Annotated in this window: 21 protein-coding genes and 1 riboswitch; of the genes, 9 read left to right on the top strand and 12 right to left on the bottom strand. The window is 63.3% G+C overall.

Annotated elements, in window-relative coordinates; translation table 11 throughout:
* Nucleotides 1–13 precede the first annotated feature (13 nt).
* From poxB to A5785_RS16680, 7 genes are all read right to left on the bottom strand, one after another.
* A complete protein-coding gene (gene poxB / locus A5785_RS16705) occupies nucleotides 14–1,747 on the bottom strand; it encodes a ubiquinone-dependent pyruvate dehydrogenase (RefSeq protein ID WP_049700758.1) in 1,734 nt (577 codons plus the stop codon).
* Between the two features lie 95 nt (nucleotides 1,748–1,842).
* Nucleotides 1,843–2,244, bottom strand: coding sequence for a hypothetical protein (locus A5785_RS16700; RefSeq protein ID WP_064867697.1), 402 nt, complete (start codon nucleotides 2,242–2,244; stop codon nucleotides 1,843–1,845).
* A 134-nt stretch (nucleotides 2,245–2,378) separates the two neighbouring features.
* The gene (locus A5785_RS23920; protein WP_269449595.1) at nucleotides 2,379–2,804 is read right to left on the bottom strand and encodes a serine hydrolase; all 426 of its coding nucleotides are present in this window, start codon (nucleotides 2,802–2,804) and stop codon (nucleotides 2,379–2,381) included.
* Entirely contained in the window at nucleotides 2,783–3,196 is a 414-nt protein-coding gene (locus A5785_RS23915) for a serine hydrolase (RefSeq protein ID WP_269449594.1), read from the bottom strand. Before A5785_RS23915 ends, A5785_RS23920 begins: the two co-directional genes overlap by 22 nt.
* On the bottom strand, nucleotides 3,193–4,590 hold the full coding sequence (locus A5785_RS16690; protein WP_064867695.1) for an amino acid permease: 1,398 nt from the start codon (nucleotides 4,588–4,590) through the stop codon (nucleotides 3,193–3,195). Before A5785_RS16690 ends, A5785_RS23915 begins: the two co-directional genes overlap by 4 nt.
* 21 nt (nucleotides 4,591–4,611) lie before the next feature.
* A complete protein-coding gene (locus tag A5785_RS16685) occupies nucleotides 4,612–5,964 on the bottom strand; it encodes a diaminopimelate decarboxylase (protein WP_064867693.1) in 1,353 nt (450 codons plus the stop codon).
* A gap of 120 nt (nucleotides 5,965–6,084) precedes the next feature.
* Nucleotides 6,085–7,716 (bottom strand): PucR family transcriptional regulator, encoded by a 1,632-nt coding sequence (locus A5785_RS16680; RefSeq protein WP_156525507.1) that lies wholly within the window; start codon nucleotides 7,714–7,716, stop codon nucleotides 6,085–6,087.
* 49 nt (nucleotides 7,717–7,765) lie between these two features.
* Here A5785_RS16680 and mug point away from each other — a divergent pair, with 49 nt between their 5' ends.
* Complete coding sequence (gene mug, locus A5785_RS16675) at nucleotides 7,766–8,350, top strand: G/U mismatch-specific DNA glycosylase (RefSeq protein WP_064867689.1); 585 nt, start codon at nucleotides 7,766–7,768, stop codon at nucleotides 8,348–8,350.
* A 40-nt stretch (nucleotides 8,351–8,390) separates the two neighbouring features.
* On the opposite strand, the gene A5785_RS16670 is transcribed toward mug, so the two are convergent.
* From A5785_RS16670 to A5785_RS16655, 4 genes are all read right to left on the bottom strand, one after another.
* On the bottom strand, nucleotides 8,391–8,687 hold the full coding sequence (locus A5785_RS16670) for a DUF503 domain-containing protein (RefSeq protein ID WP_064867687.1): 297 nt from the start codon (nucleotides 8,685–8,687) through the stop codon (nucleotides 8,391–8,393).
* 68 nt (nucleotides 8,688–8,755) lie between these two features.
* Nucleotides 8,756–9,610 carry a polyphosphate kinase 2 gene (gene ppk2 / locus A5785_RS16665; protein ID WP_064867685.1) on the bottom strand — a complete coding sequence of 285 codons (855 nt, stop codon included), beginning with the start codon at nucleotides 9,608–9,610 and terminating at the stop codon, nucleotides 8,756–8,758.
* Nucleotides 9,611–9,684: 74 nt separating this feature from the next.
* Entirely contained in the window at nucleotides 9,685–10,671 is a 987-nt protein-coding gene (locus A5785_RS16660) for a malate dehydrogenase (protein WP_064867683.1), read from the bottom strand.
* A gap of 60 nt (nucleotides 10,672–10,731) precedes the next feature.
* Nucleotides 10,732–11,226: an META domain-containing protein gene (locus A5785_RS16655; RefSeq protein ID WP_231894216.1), complete on the bottom strand. Its 495-nt coding sequence runs from the start codon at nucleotides 11,224–11,226 to the stop codon at nucleotides 10,732–10,734.
* A gap of 131 nt (nucleotides 11,227–11,357) precedes the next feature.
* On the opposite strand from A5785_RS16655, the gene secA2 reads away from it, so the two are divergent.
* From secA2 to gcvP, 8 genes are all read left to right on the top strand, one after another.
* Nucleotides 11,358–13,796, top strand: a complete 2,439-nt coding sequence (gene secA2, locus A5785_RS16650; protein ID WP_064867681.1) for an accessory Sec system translocase SecA2 — start codon at nucleotides 11,358–11,360, stop codon at nucleotides 13,794–13,796.
* A 1-nt stretch (nucleotide 13,797) separates the two neighbouring features.
* Nucleotides 13,798–14,418, top strand: a complete 621-nt coding sequence (locus tag A5785_RS16645) for a CDP-alcohol phosphatidyltransferase family protein (RefSeq protein ID WP_049700695.1) — start codon at nucleotides 13,798–13,800, stop codon at nucleotides 14,416–14,418.
* A gap of 28 nt (nucleotides 14,419–14,446) precedes the next feature.
* Nucleotides 14,447–14,851, top strand: coding sequence for a glycine cleavage system protein GcvH (gene gcvH / locus A5785_RS16640; RefSeq protein WP_049700694.1), 405 nt, complete (start codon nucleotides 14,447–14,449; stop codon nucleotides 14,849–14,851).
* Nucleotides 14,852–15,063: 212 nt separating this feature from the next.
* Nucleotides 15,064–15,513, top strand: coding sequence for a glycogen accumulation regulator GarA (gene garA / locus A5785_RS16635; protein WP_049700693.1), 450 nt, complete (start codon nucleotides 15,064–15,066; stop codon nucleotides 15,511–15,513).
* A 43-nt stretch (nucleotides 15,514–15,556) separates the two neighbouring features.
* On the top strand, nucleotides 15,557–16,243 hold the full coding sequence (gene ftsR / locus A5785_RS16630; protein ID WP_005206868.1) for a transcriptional regulator FtsR: 687 nt from the start codon (nucleotides 15,557–15,559) through the stop codon (nucleotides 16,241–16,243).
* 117 nt (nucleotides 16,244–16,360) lie between these two features.
* On the top strand, nucleotides 16,361–16,861 hold the full coding sequence (locus A5785_RS16625) for a bifunctional nuclease family protein (RefSeq protein ID WP_049700692.1): 501 nt from the start codon (nucleotides 16,361–16,363) through the stop codon (nucleotides 16,859–16,861).
* A 310-nt stretch (nucleotides 16,862–17,171) separates the two neighbouring features.
* Entirely contained in the window at nucleotides 17,172–17,777 is a 606-nt protein-coding gene (locus A5785_RS16620; protein WP_049700756.1) for a MerR family transcriptional regulator, read from the top strand.
* 26 nt (nucleotides 17,778–17,803) lie between these two features.
* Nucleotides 17,804–17,895: riboswitch (glycine riboswitch) on the top strand.
* Nucleotides 17,896–18,063: 168 nt separating this feature from the next.
* Nucleotides 18,064–20,958, top strand: coding sequence for an aminomethyl-transferring glycine dehydrogenase (gcvP, locus tag A5785_RS16615; RefSeq protein WP_064867679.1), 2,895 nt, complete (start codon nucleotides 18,064–18,066; stop codon nucleotides 20,956–20,958).
* Between the two features lie 10 nt (nucleotides 20,959–20,968).
* On the opposite strand, the gene A5785_RS16610 is transcribed toward gcvP, so the two are convergent.
* A complete protein-coding gene (locus A5785_RS16610; RefSeq protein WP_064867677.1) occupies nucleotides 20,969–22,168 on the bottom strand; it encodes a substrate-binding domain-containing protein in 1,200 nt (399 codons plus the stop codon).
* Nucleotides 22,169–22,174 lie beyond the last annotated feature (6 nt).

Here is a 22,174-nt window from a genome sequence, read left to right as displayed (position 1 = left end):
TCTGCCGCGGATGTCAGTCGAAGAGCCTGCGGAAGACGTTGGTTTCGGCGAGGTCCATCAGTTCGTCGCCGCGCCCGGAGAGAACGGTTCGGATCGCATATAGCGTGAATCCCTTCGCCTGCGCCGCCGACACCGTTGGCGGAATCGACAACTCCTGACGTGCGGTGACGACGTCGAGCAGTGCCGGTCCGTCGTGAGCGAGGAACTCGCGCACCGCGGAGTCGAGGTCGCCTGGATTCTCGACGCGGTCACCCTTGATGCCGATCGCACGAGCCAACGCGGCGAAGTCGGGGTTCTCCAGGTCGGTTCCGAAGCTCACGAACCCCGCAGCCTTCATCTCCAACTCGACGAAGTTCAGCGACGAGTTGTTGAAGACGACGATCTTGACCGGCAGCGCGTTCTGCGTGAGCGTCAGCAACTCGCCGAGCAGCATGGCGAGGCCGCCGTCGCCCGCCATCGCGATGACCTGCCGTCCGGGGAAACTCGCCTGCGCGCCGACTCCCTGCGAGACGGCGTTTGCCATCGACCCGTGCGTGAAGGAGCCGATCAGCCGCCGCTTCCCGTTCATCTCGAGGTATCGCGCCGCCCAGACGACCGGTGAGCCGACGTCCGGGATGAACACGGCGTCGTCGGTGGCGTGGTCGGAGAGCAGCTTTGCCAGATACTGCGGGTGGATCGGTGTCTTGCCGTCGTTCACGGCGAGATCGTTCAGCGACCCGCGTGCCTTGACGTAATGCTCACGCGACGAAGTCAGATGCTCCGAGCTGCGGTTTCGGTCGATGAGTGGCAACAGGGCCGGGATCGTGTCGGCGACGGATCCGACAAGCCCGACGTCGACCGGTGTGCGTCGACCGATCTGCTCGCCGCGGATATCGAGTTGGATGATCGTCGCCTTGGAGGGAAAGAACTGCTGATACGGAAAGTCGGTGCCCAGCATCAACAAGGTGTCGCATTTCTCGATGGCGCGATACCCCGAGCTGAAGCCGAGCAGTCCGGTCATCCCGACGTCGTACGGGTTGTCGTACTCCAGAAACTCCTTGCCGCGCAGCGCGTGAACAACCGGGGCTTGCAGAGCCCCCGCCAATTCGACGACGGCGTCATGCGCACCGGCAACACCCGCGCCACCCAGGATGGTGACCTTTTCGGCAGCATTCAGCGCTGCCGCGACATCCTGCAACTGGGCGTCGGTGGGGCGGACGATCCTGTCGATGGCGCGGATCGGCGCGCCGCCCTGACGGTGATGCTCTTTCTCGAGGAAGATCTCGCCCGGGATCACCAGAACGGCGACACCTCGTCGTTCGACGGCGGTGCGGATCGCGATGTCGAGCAACCGTGGCAATTGTGCTGGGGTGCTGACCATTTCGCAGAAGTCGCTGCACTCGACGAACAACTGCTCGGGGTGGGTCTCCTGGAAGTACCCGCTGCCGATCTCCGCGGCGGGGATGTGTGCAGCGATCGCGAGCACCGGAACACGACTGCGCTGAGCGTCGAACAGACCGTTGATCAGGTGCAGGTTGCCCGGCCCGCAGCTACCGACGCACACTGCGAGTTCGCCGGTCAGTGTCGCCTCCGCCGACGCGGCGAATGCGGCACCTTCCTCGTGGCGCGCGTGGACCCATTCGAGCCGCTGATCCTTGCGTAATGCGTCGGTGAATCCGTTCAACGAGTCGCCGGGGATTCCGTAGACCCTCCGTACTCCGGATCGGTCGAGCGTCTCGATGATGTTGTCGGCCACGGTTCGTGCCACGTGCACACTCCTTGATCGGGGACGGGCGTTCAGTTCGGCGTGCTCGGATCCCATCGTAGGCACGGCGCGGGCGATACCCGCTGCGTCGGTGTTGGTCAGGCACCCTCTCGGATCACCCGCGGGCCGATGGTCTCGGCACCCAAAGCCTCTACCCGAGAACGCAATCCGCGATCAGCGGTAACCACCGCGACCCGTCTGTCACGGTTCTCCGACACCACGTCGACGATGGCGTCGTCGCCCGACCCCGGCGCCTCGACGACTCCCACTCCCGGCCGACCGGCCGCTCCGCGGGCGCGTCCCTCGACGACCACCGTGATGTCGATGGGACCGGGCAAACCCGGCACGCCGGTGGGGGCGAGCGGTGCCACGGAGTCGAGGAGACGTTCGGTCGCTGCCCGACGGTCCCGCCACCAACCGTCGGGAACCGAACCGACGACATTGGCGGCGTCGACGACAAGGAGGGGAAGTGAGGGAGCTGGCGCGTCGTCAGGGCTCATCTACTCATCGAATGCGCCCGCGGGCATCAGGTCAAGTGCACAAAAGGTCGCACACCACGTCGTGTGACGGGCGGGTACGTACTGCAGCAGAGACAAGAATCTCAGTGAACCCAGACTATGAAAACCCGCGACGGTTATATGCGCTCCAGGTACTCGCGGATGCCTAGGCCGATGGACCGCATGCTCCCGAGAACCTCGTCACGCGGGTCGGTTCCGAGTGGCCAGTTGGCGAGCACCGCGTACCCGATTGAGCGACGGCTTCTGTCGTGGCGGACGCAGCCTATGTCAATCCGGGCATCCGAGATAGTTCCTGTCTTGTTCCACAGTTGGAAGCCGTTGTCGAGTTCAGTGTGCGCCAACGGATCAAGGCCGAAACATTGCGCGACCATCGAAAGATCGGTATTAACGGCGAGCCATTCTCTGATCTGAGCAGACACGTCGGCATTATGGATTTCTCCCGCCTCTATCCGACGGACCAACTCGCACAGCTCGGCAGCAGTTCCGCTCGAAAGTGTCAGAGCGTCATCGACAGGCCGATTCAAGCGAACGCGGTCTCGCATTCCATCTCTACGAACCCCAGTTCGCGGGTCGCTTCCTGGACAGCACGAAGCCCGATTCTTCGCAGGAGCATATTCGTGGCTGTATTGTCGCTGACTGCGCCGATGAGCAGGCACAGGTCGTCTATGCGCATCTCCTTCTGCTTCATCAAGTACAAGATCCCTGAGTCTGCAACCACGTCTGCAGCAGTGGGGGTAATCGTCTGCATGGCGTCTAATGTGCCCACTGATATCTGACGAGCGACCTCAGCGAGGAGAAACGTCTTACCAACGCTTGCGGTCTTCAGGAGCCGGCCCGGTGCGTGCTCGGCGATCACTTTTGCTGTATCGGCTTCGATCAAGCGGACCGACCACTCGGCGGATTCTGTTAGCACCGGAAGCTCCAGCATGCTCATGACAACTCCTGACTCACCGGCGTTGAGTCGACAGATTTCTGACCGAACTTTTTTCGAAGGGCGTACGCACACAGAACAACAATGAGGCTTAGGATGCTCGTTAGCAGCTGGATGCGTTGGTCTGCTTGTAGAAGCATGGCGATCAATACCGCGACGAAGCAGATTATCACCGCGATGGTGAGGTAGGGAAAGAACCACATTCTCAACGTGATCTTGGACGGATCTTCAGTCTCGAGTTGCCTACGTATTCGCAGCTCGGAAAAGCCGATCATGATGTACATGAAGATCGCGACGACACCGCATGAATTTACGAGGAAGAGAAAGACGGAGTCAGGGGCGAAGTACGCAATTATGACTGAAATCCAGCCCACCACAGTACTCGCGAATATCGCTCGTGTCGGAACGCCACGTGAACTGGTTCTTACCAATGACTTCGGAGCGTCGCCGTGAGAGGCGAGGATGCGGAGCATTCGCGAAGAGGTGAAGATGGATGAATTAAGAACCGACAGTACTGCGGTCAGAATGACGAAGTCCATGACGATGTCGGCACCAGGTATGCCCATCTTCTGCAGTGCTGCTACATATGGGCTAGATAGAACTGAAGCGTCGTCCCACGGAAGAATGCAGACAACCAGGAATATCGAGCCAACGTAGAAGAGGATGATGCGCCAGATTACACCGGTTGTTGCGCGCGCAACAGATTTTCCCGGTTCCTCACTCTCGGCGGCGGCGATGGTGACTATCTCGGCCCCGCCGAATGCAAAGATTACGACAACGATGGCGCTGAAGACTGCGCTGATCCCGTTAGGTGCGAATCCGCCATGTGAAACAAGGTTGCTTAATCCGGTTGTTTCGCTAGGCCACACGCCGAGAACCCACAGAATTCCGAGTGTTATAAACGAGACGATAGCGGCAACTTTGATCCCCGAAAACCAAAACTCAAACTCGCCAAACCACCTGACCGAGACCAAGTTCGTGGCGGTCATAACTGCTAAGAGGACGATTGCCATCATCCATAATGGAAGTCCAATCCATTCTGATAGAATTTTAGCTCCGGCGACCGCCTCTACGGCGATTATGATTACATAGTAATACCAATAGAGCCAGCCGAGGGTAAATCCAGCCCATGGTCCGATCCCGATACGGGCATAATCTGCGAAGGCGCCAGCTTGTGGCTTGGCGACAACCATCTCGCCGAGCATTCGCAGCGTGCAAAGAACGAGAATGCCGGCCAGGCAATATGAAAGGATGGCGGCAGGGCCTGCGGTTTTAATTACTGCGCCGCTACCAACGAAGAGGCCAGCTCCGATCGCGCCGCCAATGGCGATCATTGTCATGTGACGTGTCTTAAGGGCCCTCGTGAGATCCGAAGGTGTCTGCGATTGTGAAAGCATTGGACTCGATTCGGGAAGAGGTCAGACGCTGAGTGGGACTAGGGTTGATTCTCCGGATTCAGATACTATCTCTGTAACGCTTTGCGCGCGTCGCGCGGTCGCCCAATTTCTGAAACCCGATTCGGACCGGATCGTATAGACGGCCGGACGCGGTAGTGCGTTGTAGGTGTAGTGGCTGGAGAAGTAGTATCCACCGGTTTCGGGTATTGCGATTAGATCACCCGGCCGTATTAGTGGGAGGCCACGGTTTACCGCAAGCATGTCGCCAGTAAAGCAAGCTGGCCCGGCTATATCCTGAAGACATATGTTTTCGGACCGTTGTTGCCCCTTCGAGTCGTAGACCGAAATTCGCAGCGGCCATTCGCCTGGTGCGAAAACGGTTCTCGTTGCTACCTGGACGCCAGCGTGGGTCACCGCAATGTGCCTTCCACCTGCTATTTTGGTGTACTCCACTCGAGTGACCAGTGTGCCGGCCTTTGCGGTCAGGGCGCGACCGAACTCGGTGACGAGTTCGAATGTTCCGTCGAATAGCTCCGGTGCCACTGCAAATAACGCAGCTCGGTGGTCCGCAAAGGTTGGAGTGACTAGATCAGAGTCGAAATTCACGGGAAGCCCTCCGCCAACGTCTATTCTGGTGACCTGTTGGAACCCGTTTCGTGCAGTGATCGAGTGAGCCAGTTCGACGATTAGTCGTACACCCGCTGCAGCATGGTCGAGACTAAGCCCTTGCGAACCGCTGTGTACGTGCAACTGCGTCAGCCAAGGTCGTGTTGCGAACGCTTCAATAATCTGCTCGCGGTTATCTGCAAGACCTATGCCGAATTTCGACGTTCGGGTGGCTGTGCTCGTGGCTCCGATAGCGCCCGCCCCCGTTTGGGGATTGATTCGGATGCCTATGGGTGATCGAGGTGGTCCTGCATGTGAGATCGCTGCGTCGACCCGCGCTAGCTCTTCGAAGCTGTCGATATTAAAGCTGATGCCTAGTTCCAACGCCCGTTTGATATCGGTATCGGTCTTGGCGGGCGAGTCCAACACAATCGATTCGGGGGCGAATCCTGCAGCAAGTGCTAGTGCGAGCTCGCCGGGGCTTGCGACCTCGCAGCCGAACCCATTGCTGGCGAAGTGCGCGAGCACAGGCCGAAGGGTGATCGCCTTAGCGGCGACGGTGTGCAGAACGGAGTGCCCGCCTCTATAAGCGGAAGTTAAGGCGAACATCAAGTCGTCGATCGTGTCTAGGTCTATGACACCGCACATCGGGTGGTTGTCGTCGAGGAGCGCTTTGGTAGCGATCCCGGCGACAACTTCCGATCGACGCCGTATGAGGGTTTCGGGCGTCGGCGTCGCATCGCCGACATTGTTCGTGAAGTCAAGCATGGATAGAGCCTATTGATGCCGGAGCCATGTCAAGTCGATCGAGGATGAAGACTTTTAGGCCGTTGTTCGTTGTGTGTGGAGGTTCGCCGATTCGCGGGCGGGAGACTTGGTCGAGATGCACTATGAGCGACGTCCTAATTTGTGCGAATCGGAGGTGTTGGGCGGGAGGCGAGCGCCAAGGGACTCATGCCATACGAGAAGCGCTAGTGCGGCACGGAGCCGGGCCGTCGCAGATTGCAGATCGAGGCTCGCGAGGGCGTTGATTCGCTGCAGTCGATACCTCATCGAATTGGCATGTATACCCAGCGTGCGGCTCGCCTCCGCTAGGTTGCCGGGGTGCAAGAGCGACGCCGAAACCGTAGCGATGAATTGAGTGCCGTGCTCCGCGTCGTGATCGCGTAGGACTTGGAGGGGTGAAGTGAGTTCGCTAGCAAGGGGCGCCAGTTGTTCGGCCGCCCTTATGAGGGCGAGTTCATCAGAGACTGAGGAGGCCGTCAGCATCACCGGTCTTGGTGGTTCGAGGTCAGAGGTTGGCCTCAGCGCCGACGCTTCCCGGATCTGTCGTGCTTCGGTTGCCGAAGCGGGCAGTTCGGAGAGGGCAGCGGTCGCTGCTCCAACGGCAATCACATAGGAGCCGACACCGACCACTCGAGACAAGCGCTCGGAGAGCATGGACGCGACGTCCTCCGCATCCTGTTCGGTTTCGTCCAGTGGCACGACTGTGAACAATGCGCTCCCGATACTCGCCGATCTGACACCGTCACGAAACGCCTGCATGTGGAACATGATTTTGCGTGATAGCTCTGTGTCTTCCCCCAGAGCGACGACGCTGTGCCTGTCGGTCGGCCGGAGTCCGAGCGGTGCCGCAGCGATCTCTTCACCTAGCCCGGTTGTCAGCGCTGCGGCGAGAGCAGATTCCCGCAACCGGAGTTCATACTGAGCGTGCAGGATCTCACGTAACAGCATCGCAGTGGCCGTCTGTTTGGTCTCCAGTAGGAGTCGGCGTAAAGAGCTGCGATCGGTGTCCATGTCAAGAGTCGACCAGATTGTTCCGAGGACCTCGTCCTGAGATCGGAGTGCAATCACCATCCGAGCCGGTTCTCCGTCCCCTGCCTCGCGCACGACGACATCGTCGGAGCGCCATACCGCAGGCAGGAACCCGGTGGCCATGAGATGTTCGACGCGCCACTCCGGTACGGCTCCGCGGAGAATGGTTTGGTTGCGTATGGAGTCGACTTCTCCGCTTTCGACGGCGTATGCGAGGACCCGCGACTGCCTATCTTCAATTGTCACGGCGGTAGAGCTACTCGTGCTGATCCATCGAGCCAATTCCTGCAGGGTGTCGACTCGTGGTGCCGGTGCTTCGATGCGACCCGCATCGACGAGTCTGATCATTGCCCTGAACAGTTCCGTCCACCCCGTCCATCGTGATCGACGAAGGATAGGCACCCCATCGAGCTGTTGCAGGCTGGTGATCGACCTATCGATGGACGTGTCAGGAGGCACAATGATCGCCGCCGAAGTCCTCGTTTCGTGCAGGATTGACAGGAGTTCGAACTGGTTTCGAATAGGTGTGGAGACTAGAACTAGAGCCTCCGAGTAATCTCGGAGAACTCCGGGTTCGTACAAGACGACGGTTGTGACCTGTCTGTTTTCGTCACCTTCGTGGCCGATCTCAAGCGGAACGATCATGCCCGCCGCGCTGGATATCAGCGCCGATAGCGCAACAGACCTGTTGTTCGCGTCACTCACAATCTTTGCGATTCACGATGCACATCCGTGACACAGTACCTTCGGCCACATGGGCTTCACCAAAGCCGAACTGGCAGCGTGTAGCGATCGGCTGGTTCCCGACCTCATCGGGCCGGGGTGCCGGTTGCTGTTCGTCGGTATCAATCCCGGTCTGTGGAGCGCGGCAACCGGCGCGCATTTCGCCCGACCGGGCAACAGATTCTGGCCCGCGCTGTACCGAGCGGGCATCACAGACCACGTTGTCGACGCGTCGGCCGGGATGAGTGATGCCGATCGCGAGCAGGTCATCGGCGCCGGCGTCGGGATCACCAACGTCGTCGAAAGGGCAACGGCGACAGCGGCAGAACTCGACAAGGCAGAGCTCGTCGCGGGCGGCGAACGCCTGCGCGCGCGGGTCGAACACATCGGTCCTGCGGTCGTGGCCGTTGCAGGTATCACCGCCTACCGCGCCGCATTCGGCGATCGCCACGCACACCCGGGCGAGCAGGCCGAACGCTGGGGCACCGCCCGGGTGTGGGTGGTGCCCAACCCGAGCGGACTCAACGCACACGAAACCGTCGACACCCTCGCGGCCGCGTATCGCGTCGTCGCTGTCGAGGCTGGAGTGGTGAAGGCGGGAGTGCCCGACAGCTGAGTCGGTGCTGTCCGCTGAGTCGGTGCTGTCCGTGCACCTGTCAGATGTCGTTGGACGACAGTTCGCGTCTGCGCACCGACAGCAACTCGACCTCGGGGCGCGCCGCCGCGAACCGCTCCACCGAATCGAGGATGTCGACGACATGCCCCCGATTGGCGGCGACGAGCGACACCCCGATCGTGGTGCGACGATGGGCGTCGAGATGGTCGACCTCTGCGACCGACACCGAGAAACGTCGTTTGCACTCGGCGATCAACGGGCGGACAAGCGAGCGTTTCGTCTTGAGCGAGTGCACGTCACCGAGCAGGAAGTCGAATTCAGCGATACCAATCCACATCGCGACTCATGCTACGCAGGCGCGATCGGTTCAGTCACCGGTAATTTTTGGTCAGTCGCCGGTCTTCATCAGTCACTGGGTCCGATGAGTTCTGCGACGTGATCGGGAACGTACTTCGACAACGAGCGCGGCGGGCGATGATAGTTCCCGCTCTCGATCGGCTTCTTCGGCAGCGAGACCTGCGGGCGCGGAACCTCTTGATAGTCGATGGTGGAGAGAAGGTGCGACATCATATTGAGTCGCGCATGCTTTTTGATGTCGGATTCGACGACGAACCAGGGGCTCAGCGCGGTGTCGGTGTGCACCATCATCTCGTCCTTCGCGCGCGAGTAGTCCTCCCACCGATAGACGGACTCCAGGTCCATCGGGCTCAGCTTCCACTGCCGCACAGGGTCATTCATTCGCGAGCGGAACCGGCGCAGCTGCTCGTCGTCGGATACCGAGAACCAGTACTTGCGCAGGATGATTCCGTCGTCGATCAGCATCTGCTCGAAGATCGGGGTCTGTCGGAGAAAGCGGGTGTGTTCTTCGGGTGTACAGAAGCCCATCACCTTTTCGACTCCGGCACGGTTGTACCAGGATCTGTCGAACAGGACGATCTCGCCGGGCGCGGGCAGTTGCGCCACGTAGCGCTGGTAGTACCACTGGCCGCGTTCACGATCGGTGGGGGCGGGCAACGCGGCCACGCGCGCGATCCGAGGGCTGAGGTACTCGGTGATGCGCTTGATGGTGCCGCCCTTACCGGCGGCGTCGCGCCCCTCGAAGATCACGACCACGCGCGCACCCGTTTCGCGTACCCACTCCTGCAGTTTGACCATTTCGGTCTGCAGTCGGAAGAGTTCCGCCTCGTACACCTTGTTGGGGATTTTCTTCTGCTTGGGCTCGGCGGACTTCGATTTCTTCGACGTCGACTTCTTTGACATGTCGGAAGTTTAAGCTGCCGTGAACGATTGGGCGGGCAAGAGTGACCAACAGGAGACGTATTGGGGTCCCTGCGTCAGCGCCGTGCGGCGACCGCGTCGAGTTCTGACTGCAATTCGGCAACCGACGCGTCGATTCGGGCGCGCGAGAACTCGTTGATCTCGAGGCCGTCGACGATCTGCCACGCGCCGTCGACCGATCGGACGGGGAACGAGCACATCAGGCCTTCGGGAACTCCGTATGCACCGGGAGAACTGACCGCGGCTGACGTCCAGTCGTCGGCGGGGGTACCCAGTACCCAGTCGCGCACGTGATCGATTGCCGCATTGGCGGCCGACGCCGCCGAGGACGCGCCCCGTGCCTCGATGATGGCGGTGCCTCGGGCGGCGACGGTCGGGATGAAGTCGTCGACAAGCCAGTCGGTGTCGGCAGCGACGTCGGCGCCACTTCGATCACCGATGCGCGCGTGGAAGATGTCGGGGTACTGCGTTGCCGAGTGGTTACCCCAGATGCTCACCCTGCTGATGTCGCGCACCGGGGCTCCGGTGTGTGCCGCGAGTTGCGCGATGGCCCTGTTGTGGTCGAGACGTGTCAGTGCGGTGAATCGCTCGGCGGGGACGTCGGGCGCGCTCGCCGCGGCGACCGCCGCATTGGTGTTCGCCGGATTGCCGACGACGATGACGCGGATGTCGTCGGCCGCGACGTCGTTGATGACAGCGCCCTGCTCGGCGAAGATGGCCGAGTTCGCCGACAGCAGGTCCGCTCGTTCCATGCCTTTGGAGCGCGGTTTCGCACCGATGAGGAGCCCGAAGTCCGTGCCGTCGAATGCTGCACGCGCATCGTCGAAGATGTCGACGGAGGTCAGTAGCGGAAACGCGCCGTCCTGCAACTCCATCGCCGTGCCGTGCGCCGCGGAGACCGCCTGGGGGAGTTCGAGGAGGCGGAGTTTGATCGGGCGGTCGGGCCCGAGCATGTCGCCCGCGGCGATGCGGAACACGGCGGCGTACCCGATGCTGCCTGCGGCGCCGGTCACGGTGACGACCACTGGAGTGGTGTCTGTCATCTTCGGTTTCCTGTCTCGTTGTGGGTGACGTGTCGACTTGTGCCTGACGTGCCGCACACGTCAGCTCTGTGAAGAACTCTCGGTCAGAACGACTTTCGTCGAGCCGTGCGTGAGCGTCAACGTGGTTCCCTCCAGATCCCAGGTCACCGAGTCGGAGAGAAAGTCACTCAGCCACTTGTCTGCACCGTCACGCGGCGGGGGACACGCCATCATCGTGGTGGCCAGCTTGTCGGTGCGGAACGTGTTGTCGACGAAGGTCAGCGCACCGTTGTGGCGATTGCAGCCGGCCGTTGCCGAGATTCGCCCGGTTTCGGGGAACGAGACCTGCATCGGCCCGCCGCCGGGAATCGGTGTACCGGTCACCGACGTCGACGAGTAGTTCTTGCCGACCAGCACGCCTGGGTCGACCTCCCGCGATGATGAGTCTGTGCTCGCACCACAGGCGGCGAGGATGACGACACACGCAGCGCCCAAGGAGGCGACGAGCAGTCGCACCGGCGAACGAGATCGAGCTGGGCGGTACTGACACGTCGAACCCCGGCGTCGGATGCTCACGGGATTCACGGTAGCCGAAAGCGTCTGGTGGACGCGTCGTAATTGTCGGCTGCGTGGCCGCGTACCGTGGTTGTCGATCCGGGCCGTGACGTCGGAGTTCGGATGAAACGACGAGGTAGGAGAATCGTTCGGTGGGAAAGCTGACGAACAGCATGTGGCGGCTGCTGGGAGCCCAGTCCTCACGTAACCAGTCCAAATCGGTCGGGTTGATCAAAGAGGCGGACAACTACACCGACTGGGCCGCGGGCTTGGACACCGAGCACTTCCGTGACGAGGCCGAGAAACTCGAGATCAGCGCCGACGAGAAGGACCGAGCCAAGTTCCTTGCGCTGGCCCGGGAGGCCGCCGACCGCACGCTGGGTCTGAGGCCGTTCGACGTCCAGCTCCAGGGCGCGCTTCGCCTTCTCGAGGGCGACGTCATCGAGATGGGTACCGGCGAGGGCAAGACCCTCGCGGGCGCGATCGCTGCCGTCGGTTATGTCCTCGACGGCCATCAGGTGCACGTCATCTCGGTCAATGACTACCTGGCCACTCGTGACGCGGAGTGGATGAAGCCGCTCTTCGATTCGTTCGGGATCGTCGCGGGCGCGGTGTCGGAGAACTCGACCCGCGAAGAACGCAAGCGGGCCTACGCGGGCGACATCACCTACGGATCGGTCAACGAGATCGGGTTCGACGTGCTGCGCGACCAGCTCGCACAGTCAGAGGATGATCTGGTTTCGCCGACGCCCGACGTCGCGATCATCGACGAGGCAGACTCCGTGCTGGTCGACGAGGCGCTGATCCCGCTGGTGCTCGCAGGCTCGACCGAGGCCGAGGTTCCCGACCAGGCGATCCACGAGGTCGTCGGCCGGTTGAAGAACAAGCACTACGACATCGACGCCGAAGGTCGAAACGTGACCCTCACCGACGAGGGCGCCGCCTTCGTCGAAGAGGAACTCGGCAGCATCAACCTCTACGACGAAGAACATGTGGGCACCACACTCGTCCACGTGAACATCGCGATGCACGCGCACTACCTGCTCGAGCGCGACGTCCACTACATCGTCCGCGACGGCGGCGTCCATCTCATCAACGCCTCGCGTGGTCGCGTTGCGCAGCTGCAGCGCTGGCCCGACGGCGTGCAGGCCGCCGTGGAGATCAAAGAAGGACTCGCACAGACGGATTCGGGCGAGGTCATCGACACGCTCACCGTGCAGGCACTCATCGGTCGCTACCCGCGCGTCTGCGGCATGACCGGTACAGCGCTCGCCGCGGGCGAGCAGTTGCGCCAGTTCTACGAATTGCGGGTCTCGCAGATCCCACCGAACACCGCCAACATCCGCACCGACCTTCCCGACCGTGTGTACGACACGAAGGCCAACAAGGTCGAGGCAGTGGTCGACTACGTCAAGGAGATCCACGAGACCGGGCAGCCGGTGCTCATCGGAACCCACGACGTCGCCGAGTCGGAGGAGCTCGCCTACTTCCTCGAGAAGGCAGGCGTCCCGAGCGTCGTCCTCAACGCGAAGAACGACGTCGAAGAGGCGAAGATCATCGCGGAGGCGGGTGTGAAGGGCGCCGTCACCGTGTCGACCCAGATGGCAGGCCGAGGCACCGACATCCGACTCGGCGGTTCCGACGACGATCCGGCAGCGCGCGAGGAGGTCGTCGAGCTCGGTGGCCTGTGCGTGGTGGGAACCGGTCGTCACGACACCGAACGACTCGACAATCAGCTCCGCGGCCGTGCGGGCCGTCAGGGAGACCCGGGTTCCGCGGTGTTCTTCAGCAGCCTCGAGGACCCGGTCGTCACCAAGAACCTCGCGTTCAAGCGCGACCCTGTCTCCTCGGAGCCCGACGGATCGATGGGGCAGAAGGGCATCGACCTGATCGAGCAGGCCCAGCGCGTCGCCGAGGGCGTGATGCTCGAGCTCCACGCCAACACCTGGCGCTACAACAAGCTGGTCAACCAGCAGCGTGAGATCGTCGTCGCACGTCGAATGAAGCTGCTCACGACCGACACCGCGCTCGAGGAACTCGCCGAGCTCGAGCCGGAGCGATACGCCGAACTGACCGGGACCGCGAGCCCGACGGCGGACAAGGCAGACCAGGCGGACAAGGCGACGGCCGACGGGGAGACCGGTGACAAGGATGCCGGTGACACGACAGCCGACACTGCCGACGACGCGGCTGAGTCAACCCCTGCGACACCCACCGAGCCCGTTTCCCGCGATGTTCTCGTCCAGGCGGCCCGCGAGATCATGCTCTACCACCTCGACCGTGCCTGGGCAGATCACCTCGCATTCGTCTCGGATGTCCGCGCGAGCATCCACCTGCGGGCAATCGGCAAGGAGAGTCCGCTCGACGAGTTCCATCGGCTGATCCTCGCCGAGTTCGGCGAACTGCCGAACGAGGCCGTCGAGAATGCGCGTGCAACGTTCCGCGATGTCGCGATCACCGCGGACGGCGTCGACCTCGGTTCCGCCGACCTCCACCGATCGACGACGACGTGGACCTACATGGTGCACGACAACCTGTTCGCGTCGGGCGGGGCCAAGACCCTGCAGGGCGTCATCGGCATCTTCCGCTGACGTGGACGACCACCCCGAGTCCGTGAGCTCGACGTCGCGGATCGTCACGGTGCCCAACGCGCTGAGCGTCCTGCGCCTGGCGCTGATCCCGGTGTTCCTGTGGCTGCTGCTCGACGTCAAGGCCGATGCCTGGGCGTTCTGGGTACTCATGTTGTCGGGGTTCACCGACTGGGCCGACGGCAAGTTGGCTCGCCTGCTCAACCAGTCGTCGCGGCTCGGTGAACTGCTCGACCCGCTGGCCGACCGGCTCTACATCGTGATCATTCCGGTCGCCTTTGCGATCAGGGGGATCATCCCGTGGTGGATCATCGGCATCATCGTGGCGCGTGACGTGCTGCTGTTCGCGTCCGGTCCGCTGTTGCGGAGCAGGGGACTGCTGGCTTTACCGGTGCTCTACATCGGCAAGGCGGCGACATTCGCGTTGATGAGTGCGTTCCCGTGGTTGCTTGCGGGACAATTGGATTCGGTGATCGGCACGATCTGTTACCCGATCGGTTGGGCGTTCCTGATATGGGGCGTCGCGCTGTATGTGTGGTCATTTCTGCTGTACTGGGCGCAGACGATTGCGGTGGTCACGAAGATGCCGCGTGCTGGCGTGCCGACCGGCAGGGACATGGCCTAAAGTCTCGGAGGACTAGAAAGGGGTCGACGTGACCGATACCAATGTGCCGGCTGAACTGAGCTACACCCCCGAACACGAGTGGGTGCGCAAGGTCGGTCCGACCACGGTCCGAGTGGGGATCACCGACTACGCGCAGGGACAGCTCGGCGACGTCGTCTTCGTGCAGCTGCCGGAGATCGACAGCGAGGTCGAGGTGGGCGAGTCGTTTGCCGAGGTCGAATCGACCAAGAGTGTCTCCGACATCTTCGGACCGCTCAACGGGACGATCTCACAGGTCAACGACGAGCTCGATTCGTCGCCCGACCTCGTCAACTCGGAGCCGTACGACTCGGGCTGGCTCGTCGAGATCAGCCTCGACGATGCATCGGTCCTCGACGCTCAACTGGCCGACATGCTCGATGCAGATGGCTACCGGGCCGTAATCGAAGGCTGACCATTCCCAGGGCACGGGAAAGTATGATCGTCGTTGTCGTGGCCGAGTCGCACGTGGTTGCGTTCGGCACAGGCGGTACGGTTTAGCCAACGGAATTCGACGTCGCATCCGCGGCGTCGGGTGGCCTGGTGCGAGACCTCGCAGCGCGTGAGCGCGGACGCCGACGGTGAGTGCACTCAAGGTGACGAACGGATGAGGACGAAGGAGAAGCGGTGAGCGATAACGACAACGGCTACGAGGCGCCGGTGGAAACCACATCGGTGTTCCGTGAAGAGTTCATCAACGAACTCGACGCGGGCGCGGCGACCTCGAGCGAGCCGGCCGACACAGGGGTCGAGCGGCTGTCGCCCGGTACCGCATTGCTCGTCGTGAAGCGTGGCCCGAACGCCGGTTCGCGCTTCCTGCTCGATCAGCCGACGACATCGGCAGGTCGGCACCCCGACAGCGACATCTTCCTCGACGACGTCACAGTGAGCCGACGACACGCCGAATTCCGGTTGGGGGACAACGAGTTCCAGGTTGTCGACGTCGGCAGCCTCAACGGCACCTACGTCAATCGCGAGCCTGTCGACAGCGCAACTCTCAGCAACGGCGACGAGGTCCAGATCGGAAAGTTCCGGTTGGTCTTCCTGAGTGGTCCGCGCGACGGTTCCGGCGCCTGACACCGTGCCGGCCTCGACTGCGGACGCGCGCGGCGGAGGATCGATGTCCATCGGGTCGGTCCTCGCGCTGCTGCGCGAGGATTTTCCCGATGTGACGATCTCAAAGATCCGTTTCCTCGAAGCCGAAGGGCTTGTCACGCCAGAACGCGCCCCGTCGGGCTACCGGCGATTCAGCCAGTCCGACTGTGAGCGCCTGCGTTTCGTGCTCACGGCACAGCGCGATCGCTACCTGCCGCTCAAGGTCATCAAAGAGCAACTCGACGCCATCGACCACGGCGACGGGGGATTCGGCGCAGGTGGCACACCGGTGTTGTCGACTGCGCGCAGCGTCGTCGCACCGGCCACCGACTTCTCGGCGCGAGGTGGTCGGGTCTCCCGCGAGACCCTCATCGAGCGAACCGGAGTCGATTCGGCGTTCGTGACCGAACTCCAGCGCAACGGTCTATTGACATCCGGGCCCGCCGGATTCTTCGACGAGGACGCGGTACGGCTCGTCGAAGCCGCCGCGGCCCTCGCCAATTACGGCGTGGAAACCAGGCATCTGCGCGCGTTCAAGGTCTCCGCGGATCGTGAGGCGGGACTCGTCGCGCAGATTGCCAACCCGATCGCGAAGGGCAAAGGCACCGGCGCCCGCGACCGCGCCGAAGAACTGATTCGCGAAATCGCCGCGTTGTCGGTGACCCTGCACACGCAACTGGTCAAGCAGGCCGTGCGTGGCGTCCTTGATTGACGATCTTCTTGACGAAAGCGGCACGGCTCGCCGGAGCCGTGTATCTCGCCACGACGCCGCAGCGGGTCCAGTCGGTGTAGCGTCGATGGCAATTATTGACGGCGCGGGAGGTGCGAGATGAGCGAGATGCGTGTGGTGGGCATTCGGGTCGAGCCGCCGCAGAGTCAGCCGGTTCTGCTGCTGCGCGAAGTCGATGGCGAGCGCTATCTGCCCATCTGGATCGGGCAGAGCGAGGCGGCGTCGATCGCCTTGCGCCAAAAAGGGATCGAGCCGCCGCGGCCGCTCACCCATGACCTCATCGTGAATCTCATCGAAGAGTTCGGTCAGACACTCGTCGAGGTGCGCATCGTCGACATGCAAGAGGGCACCTTCTACGCCGAGATGGTCTTCTCGGGCGATGTGCGGGTGTCGGCCCGACCGTCGGATTCGATCGCGGTCGCGATGCGCGCAGAAGTGCCGATCATCGCCGACGAGGAAGTCCTCGCCGAGGCAGGTCTGTTGATCCCCGACGAAGACTCCGAAGACGGCCCCGAGGCGAAAGAGGACGAGGTGGAGAAGTTCCGCGAATTTCTCGACAACGTGTCGCCCGACGACTTCAAGGCCAGCGGCGGAGCCTGACACTCCCGCAGCGACACGTCACGGTTGCGTATCCCGTAGATCACCGTTCATCTCGATCTCAAGTTGAGGTTGAGTCTTAGGGCGCGTCGCATTGATTCGACGCACGGCCGCGACATACCGTCACGCACGTGATCGTCGGGGACACACCCGACGAGAGAGAGCAGATCGGGTTCGGCGGCGTATCGTGGTTGCAGGTCCGCACCGGTCCGATCCGAGCGTGGCGAGGGAGTCTGCAGTGGGCGATGTGCCGTTCGACGGTGACGAAGGTCAGCCGTCAGACAGCGAGACGACGACCGACGGCAACGTCGGCGTGGAAGCCGAGCATCCGGCGGACGACCCGACCCCACGTCGCCGGGCAACGCAGGGCAGCCTCGACGACATCGCGCCGGGACTCTTCCCCAACGACACCGTCCCCGACGAACTCGTCGGCTACCGGGTGCCGAGCGCATGCCAGATCGCAGGGATCACCTACCGACAACTCGACTACTGGGCACGCACATCACTCGTCGTGCCGTCCATCCGCGGTGCGGCAGGTTCGGGTAGTCAGCGTTTGTACTCCTTCAAGGACATCCTGGTCCTCAAGATCGTCAAGCGTCTGCTCGACACCGGGATCTCGCTGCAGAACATCCGGGTCGCCGTCGATCACCTGCGCCAGCGCGGCGTCGAGGACCTCGCCGGAATCACCCTGTTCTCCGACGGCACCACCGTCTATGAGTGCACGTCGGCCGAAGAGGTCGTCGACCTGCTGCAGGGCGGACAGGGAGTGTTCGGTATCGCGGTGAACGGTGCCATGCGCGAGCTGACCGGTGCCATCGCCGATTTCCCCGGCGAGCGAGCCGACGGTGGAGTCACCGAGTCGGCCCCCGAGGACGAACTCGCAGCGCGTCGCAAGAACCGCACCCGCCGAACCGGATGAGCGTACGGGTAGACTGAACAACGCGTCGCTGCAGTACGGGAGAGCGTCATCTCGAATGGCCGCCGAAGGAGCAACACCTCCTCGTCAAACTCTCAGGCACCCGGACCGTACTGTCGACGGCGTCTCTGGAAAGTGGTGACGGCCAAGCCGTTACCCGCCCACGGTGAAAGGTTTTCGTGTCATCGCCGACACGATGACTGAATCTCTCAGGCGCCGCCCCGCGGCATGACAGAGGGGGAGGGCCGACCCGCCGGTGCGACCGGTGCGCGCGAGAGGTTCCACCCCCATGACATCCGTCGATGCCTCGACCCCCGAGATCCGCGGCTCCGAGTTCACATCCGCTGCCTTCGTCGACCGCCACGTCGGGCCGGACGCAGACGAGACCGCAAGAATCCTCGCGCTCCTCGGAGTCGAGTCACTCGACGACCTCGCTCAGCAGGTCGTGCCCTCTCTGATCCTCGACGATCCGTCGGACAACGGGCTGTCGGCACTCGACGCCCCACTGACCGAGCAGGAGGCGCTCGAGCGACTGTCGGCGCTGGCATCGAAGAACACCGTCAACCGGTCGATGATCGGTCTCGGCTACTACGACACGATCACTCCCGGCGTCATCCTGCGCAACGTCGTCGAGAATCCGGCCTGGTACACCGCGTACACGCCGTACCAGCCGGAGATCAGCCAGGGCAGGCTCGAAGCGCTGCTGAACTTCCAGACGATGGTCTCCGACCTCACGGCCATGGAGGTGGCGAACGCGTCGATGCTCGACGAGGCCACCGCTGCCGCCGAAGCCATGACGCTCATGCGGCGTGCCGGAAAGTCGAAGTCGAATCGGCTCGTCGTCGACTCCGATCTCTTCCCGCAGACCAGGGCCGTCATCGACACTCGTGCACTGCCGCTCGGTATCGAGGTTGTCGAGGCGACGCTGAATCCGGGGCTGCCGGGGTGTGGGCTGCCAGACGGCGACTATTTCGGTGTCATCCTGCAGACGCCGGGAGCGTCGGGTCGAATCCTCGACGTCGCGCCCATCGTCGACGCCGCGCACGAGGCCGGTGCGCTGGTCACGGTCGGGGCCGATCTCCTCGCGCTGACCCTCATCACGCCGCCCGGCGAGCAGGGTGCCGATGTGTGCTTCGGTACCACCCAGCGTTTCGGCGTGCCGATGGGCTTTGGCGGACCGCACGCAGGCTATCTGTCGGTGCGCGCCAAGCACTCTCGTCAACTGCCCGGGCGACTCGTCGGTGTGTCCAAGGACGCCGACGACAACCTCGGCTACCGGTTGGCGCTGCAGACGCGTGAGCAGCACATCCGCCGGGAGAAGGCGACAAGCAACATCTGCACCGCACAGGTGCTGCTGGCGATCGTGGCCGCGATGTATGCCGCATACCACGGGCCAGATGGCCTGCGCGCCATCGCGCGTCGGGTACACGCACATGCCGCGACGCTCGCCGACAGTCTGAGCGCTGCCGGATTCAGCGTCGAGCACGCAAACTTCTTCGACACGGTGCAGGTCCGCGTGGACGGCCGTGCTGACGCGATCGTCGCCGATGCTCACCGCGCGGGAATCAACCTGCGCAGGGTCGATGCCGACACGGTGTCGATCGCGTGCGACGAGACCACCTCGGCCGCAGACATCGACCGGGTCCTCGAGGTGTTCGAGGTGGCGGGCGTGACGCCGCGCAGCTTCGCGCAGTCGGTCGAGACGCGGACGAGCGAGTTCCTCACGCATCCGGCATTCAACCGGTTCCGCACCGAGACGTCGATGTTGCGTTATCTCCGCGCCCTGTCGGACAAAGACATCGCGCTCGACCGGAGCATGATTCCGCTCGGGTCGTGCACCATGAAGCTCAATGCCACCACCGAGATGGAGCCCATCACCTGGCCCGAATTCACCCGGCTGCACCCGTTCGCGCCGGACAGCGACGGCGCGGGCATTCGCGAATTGATCGCCGACCTCGAGCAGTGGCTGGTGACGATCACCGGCTACGACAGGGTCAGCCTTCAGCCGAACGCGGGCTCGCAGGGTGAGTTCGCCGGTCTGCTCGCGATCCGCCAGTATCACCTCAGCCGGGACGACGCCGCTCGTGACATCTGCTTGATCCCGTCGAGCGCGCACGGCACCAACGCGGCGTCCGCGGTGATGGCGGGCATGCGCGTCGTGGTCGTCGCGTGCCGCGAGAACGGCGATGTCGACGTCGATGACCTGCGCGCCAAGATCGACGCCCATGGCGAGTCGCTGGCCGCGATCATGATCACGTACCCGTCGACGCACGGTGTGTTCGAGCACGACATCCGCGACATCTGCGCAGCGGTCCACGATGCCGGCGGTCAGGTCTACATCGACGGCGCAAACCTCAACGCGCTGGTCGGCGTTGCGCGCCCCGGCCGGTTCGGCGGCGACGTCAGTCACCTGAATCTGCACAAGACCTTCTGCATCCCGCACGGCGGTGGTGGTCCCGGCGTCGGGCCGATCGCGGTGCGGTCACACCTGGCACCGTTCCTGCCCGGACATCCGCTCGCCGACGAACTGCCCGGCGCGGCAACGATTTCGGCGGCGCCGTACGGATCGGCGTCGATCCTCCCGATCACCTACGCGTATATCGCCATGATGGGTGCCGACGGGCTGCGTCGCGCCACACTGACCGCGATTGCGTCGGCCAACTACATCGCACGACGCCTCGGCGATCACTACCCGGTGCTCTACACCGGCGACGGTGGATGGGTCGCACACGAGTGCATCCTGGACCTTCGCGGACTGACGAAGGAAACCGGAGTGACCGTCGACGATGTCGCAAAGCGGTTGGCCGACTACGGTTTCCACGCGCCGACGATGAGCTTCCCGGTGGCGGGAACCCTGATGGTCGAGCCGACCGAGAGTGAGAATCTCGACGAGATCGACGCCTTCTGCGACGCGATGATCGCCATTCGCGCCGAGATCGACAAGGTGGGCGACGGCACCTGGACCGTCGACGACAACCCGCTGCGGGGAGCACCGCACACCGCGGAATGCCTTGTCGCCGAATGGGATCACGCCTACTCACGCGAAGAAGCGGTCTATCCCCAGGGATTGCCGTCCGCGGGTGCGCGGGCCAAGGTCTTCCCGGCGGTGCGTCGTATCGACGGCACCTATGGAGACCGCAACCTCGTCTGCTCGTGCCCGCCGATCGAGGCGTTCGCGGACTGAGCGTTCCGGTTCAGGCGGAGGGGCCGAAGTCGCGTCCGTAGACGAGTTTGTTGATCGTCACGATGGCTGAGTTCTCGGGCTGCGGCATCGGCTCCTTGGTGATCGGGAATCCGACGGTTTTCGTCGCGGGCGGTAGCGGTGCGTTGCCGCGGAATCCCTGCGACGTCAGCAACGACAGGTGCTTCTGGTCCTGGGCGAAGCGGAAGAAGTCGGCGATCGCGGCGCTCGCCACGGGCGAGACCTGGTCACCGGCGAGCCGGATGATCGGGAAATCGGCAAAGGGTGTCGGGCCGCTCGGCACGATCTCGGCGAGACGGGCCGTCGAATCCTCGCGGGTGAGTTTGTAGAGCTGCTGCTCGGTGATCGGTACAGCGTGGATGGGCGAGGTTTTCGCGTCGGACGCGTCGCGCATGACCGTCGCCGCTCCGACGGGGCTGCCGTCGGGTGATTGCGGCGCGCCGTCGAGCATCGCCCCGACGCTCGACGCGACTCGGTCAGATGAGGCGTCGTCGTTGGTGAGCGGTCCGGTGGTGCGCATGACGCGCATGGCTACCGCCTGCGCGGCGAGCGAGGAGGCGTCGGACTGCGCGCCGAGCGGCATTGCCATGCGCAGGGAACCCCAGCCGGTGATGTCGAAGTCGCGGAGGCTGCCGTCGCGTTGCTGCAGCGTGGGGACCTGGCCCCAATCGATCTTGCCGTCGATCTTGCTGCCCAGCTCTGCTGATGTCGCGAGCACGACAGGCGAGGTCACCAACGATGTCGGTGTTCCCTCGAGTGCCGACGGTTTTGCCTGCGCCAACTCGGCGGCCCATACCGACGACTGCGGAATCCACGCGGCGGGAAACGCTCCCATCGACGCGGCGTCCCAATTTCCGGCCAGCCCGTCCAGGGTGGTCTTCGCGTCGCCCGCACGCACGGCGACGGTGATGCAGTGGTCGCGAACGACGGGTTTGCTCGCACCGAACTCGCGAGCGATCGCGATCAGTGCCGGAGCGACGTCGGCGTCGGCTACGACGTCGACCGTCGCAGGCCCCTCGATGCACGAGGCAGCAGCAGAATCAGCCTGCTTGTCGAGGTGGTCGCCGAGTTGCTGCCATGCCACGATCACGGCGGCTATCAGCACCAGAGCGAGTAATACGAACACCAGCCCGCGGCTGACCCCCCGCTGCCTGATTCCGCTTCCGCCACCGGTTACCCGATGATGCGCCACTACCGC

It is taken from the genome of Gordonia sp. 852002-50395_SCH5434458 (assembly GCF_001665905.1).
In the GTDB taxonomy this organism is placed as follows: Bacteria; Actinomycetota; Actinomycetes; order Mycobacteriales; family Mycobacteriaceae; genus Gordonia; species Gordonia jacobaea.
Note: the sequence above shows the minus strand (reverse complement) of the source record. Positions and strands in the feature narration are given on the sequence as shown.

Excerpts from the sequence above, each read along its gene's own strand:
- A5785_RS16700 (WP_064867697.1), bottom strand. The coding sequence starts at position 2,244 with ATGAGCCCTGACGACGCGCCAGCTCCCTCACTTCCCCTCCTTGTCGTC.
- A5785_RS23920 (WP_269449595.1), bottom strand. The coding sequence starts at position 2,804 with ATGCGAGACCGCGTTCGCTTGAATCGGCCTGTCGATGACGCTCTGACA.
- A5785_RS23915 (WP_269449594.1), bottom strand. The coding sequence starts at position 3,196 with ATGAGCATGCTGGAGCTTCCGGTGCTAACAGAATCCGCCGAGTGGTCG.
- A5785_RS16690 (WP_064867695.1), bottom strand. The coding sequence starts at position 4,590 with ATGCTTTCACAATCGCAGACACCTTCGGATCTCACGAGGGCCCTTAAG.
- A5785_RS16685 (WP_064867693.1), bottom strand. The coding sequence starts at position 5,964 with ATGCTTGACTTCACGAACAATGTCGGCGATGCGACGCCGACGCCCGAA.
- mug (WP_064867689.1), top strand. The coding sequence starts at position 7,766 with ATGGGCTTCACCAAAGCCGAACTGGCAGCGTGTAGCGATCGGCTGGTT.
- A5785_RS16670 (WP_064867687.1), bottom strand. The coding sequence starts at position 8,687 with ATGTGGATTGGTATCGCTGAATTCGACTTCCTGCTCGGTGACGTGCAC.
- ppk2 (WP_064867685.1), bottom strand. The coding sequence starts at position 9,610 with ATGTCAAAGAAGTCGACGTCGAAGAAATCGAAGTCCGCCGAGCCCAAG.
- A5785_RS16660 (WP_064867683.1), bottom strand. The coding sequence starts at position 10,671 with ATGACAGACACCACTCCAGTGGTCGTCACCGTGACCGGCGCCGCAGGC.
- ftsR (WP_005206868.1), top strand. The coding sequence starts at position 15,557 with ATGTCCATCGGGTCGGTCCTCGCGCTGCTGCGCGAGGATTTTCCCGAT.
- A5785_RS16625 (WP_049700692.1), top strand. The coding sequence starts at position 16,361 with ATGAGCGAGATGCGTGTGGTGGGCATTCGGGTCGAGCCGCCGCAGAGT.
- gcvP (WP_064867679.1), top strand. The coding sequence starts at position 18,064 with ATGACATCCGTCGATGCCTCGACCCCCGAGATCCGCGGCTCCGAGTTC.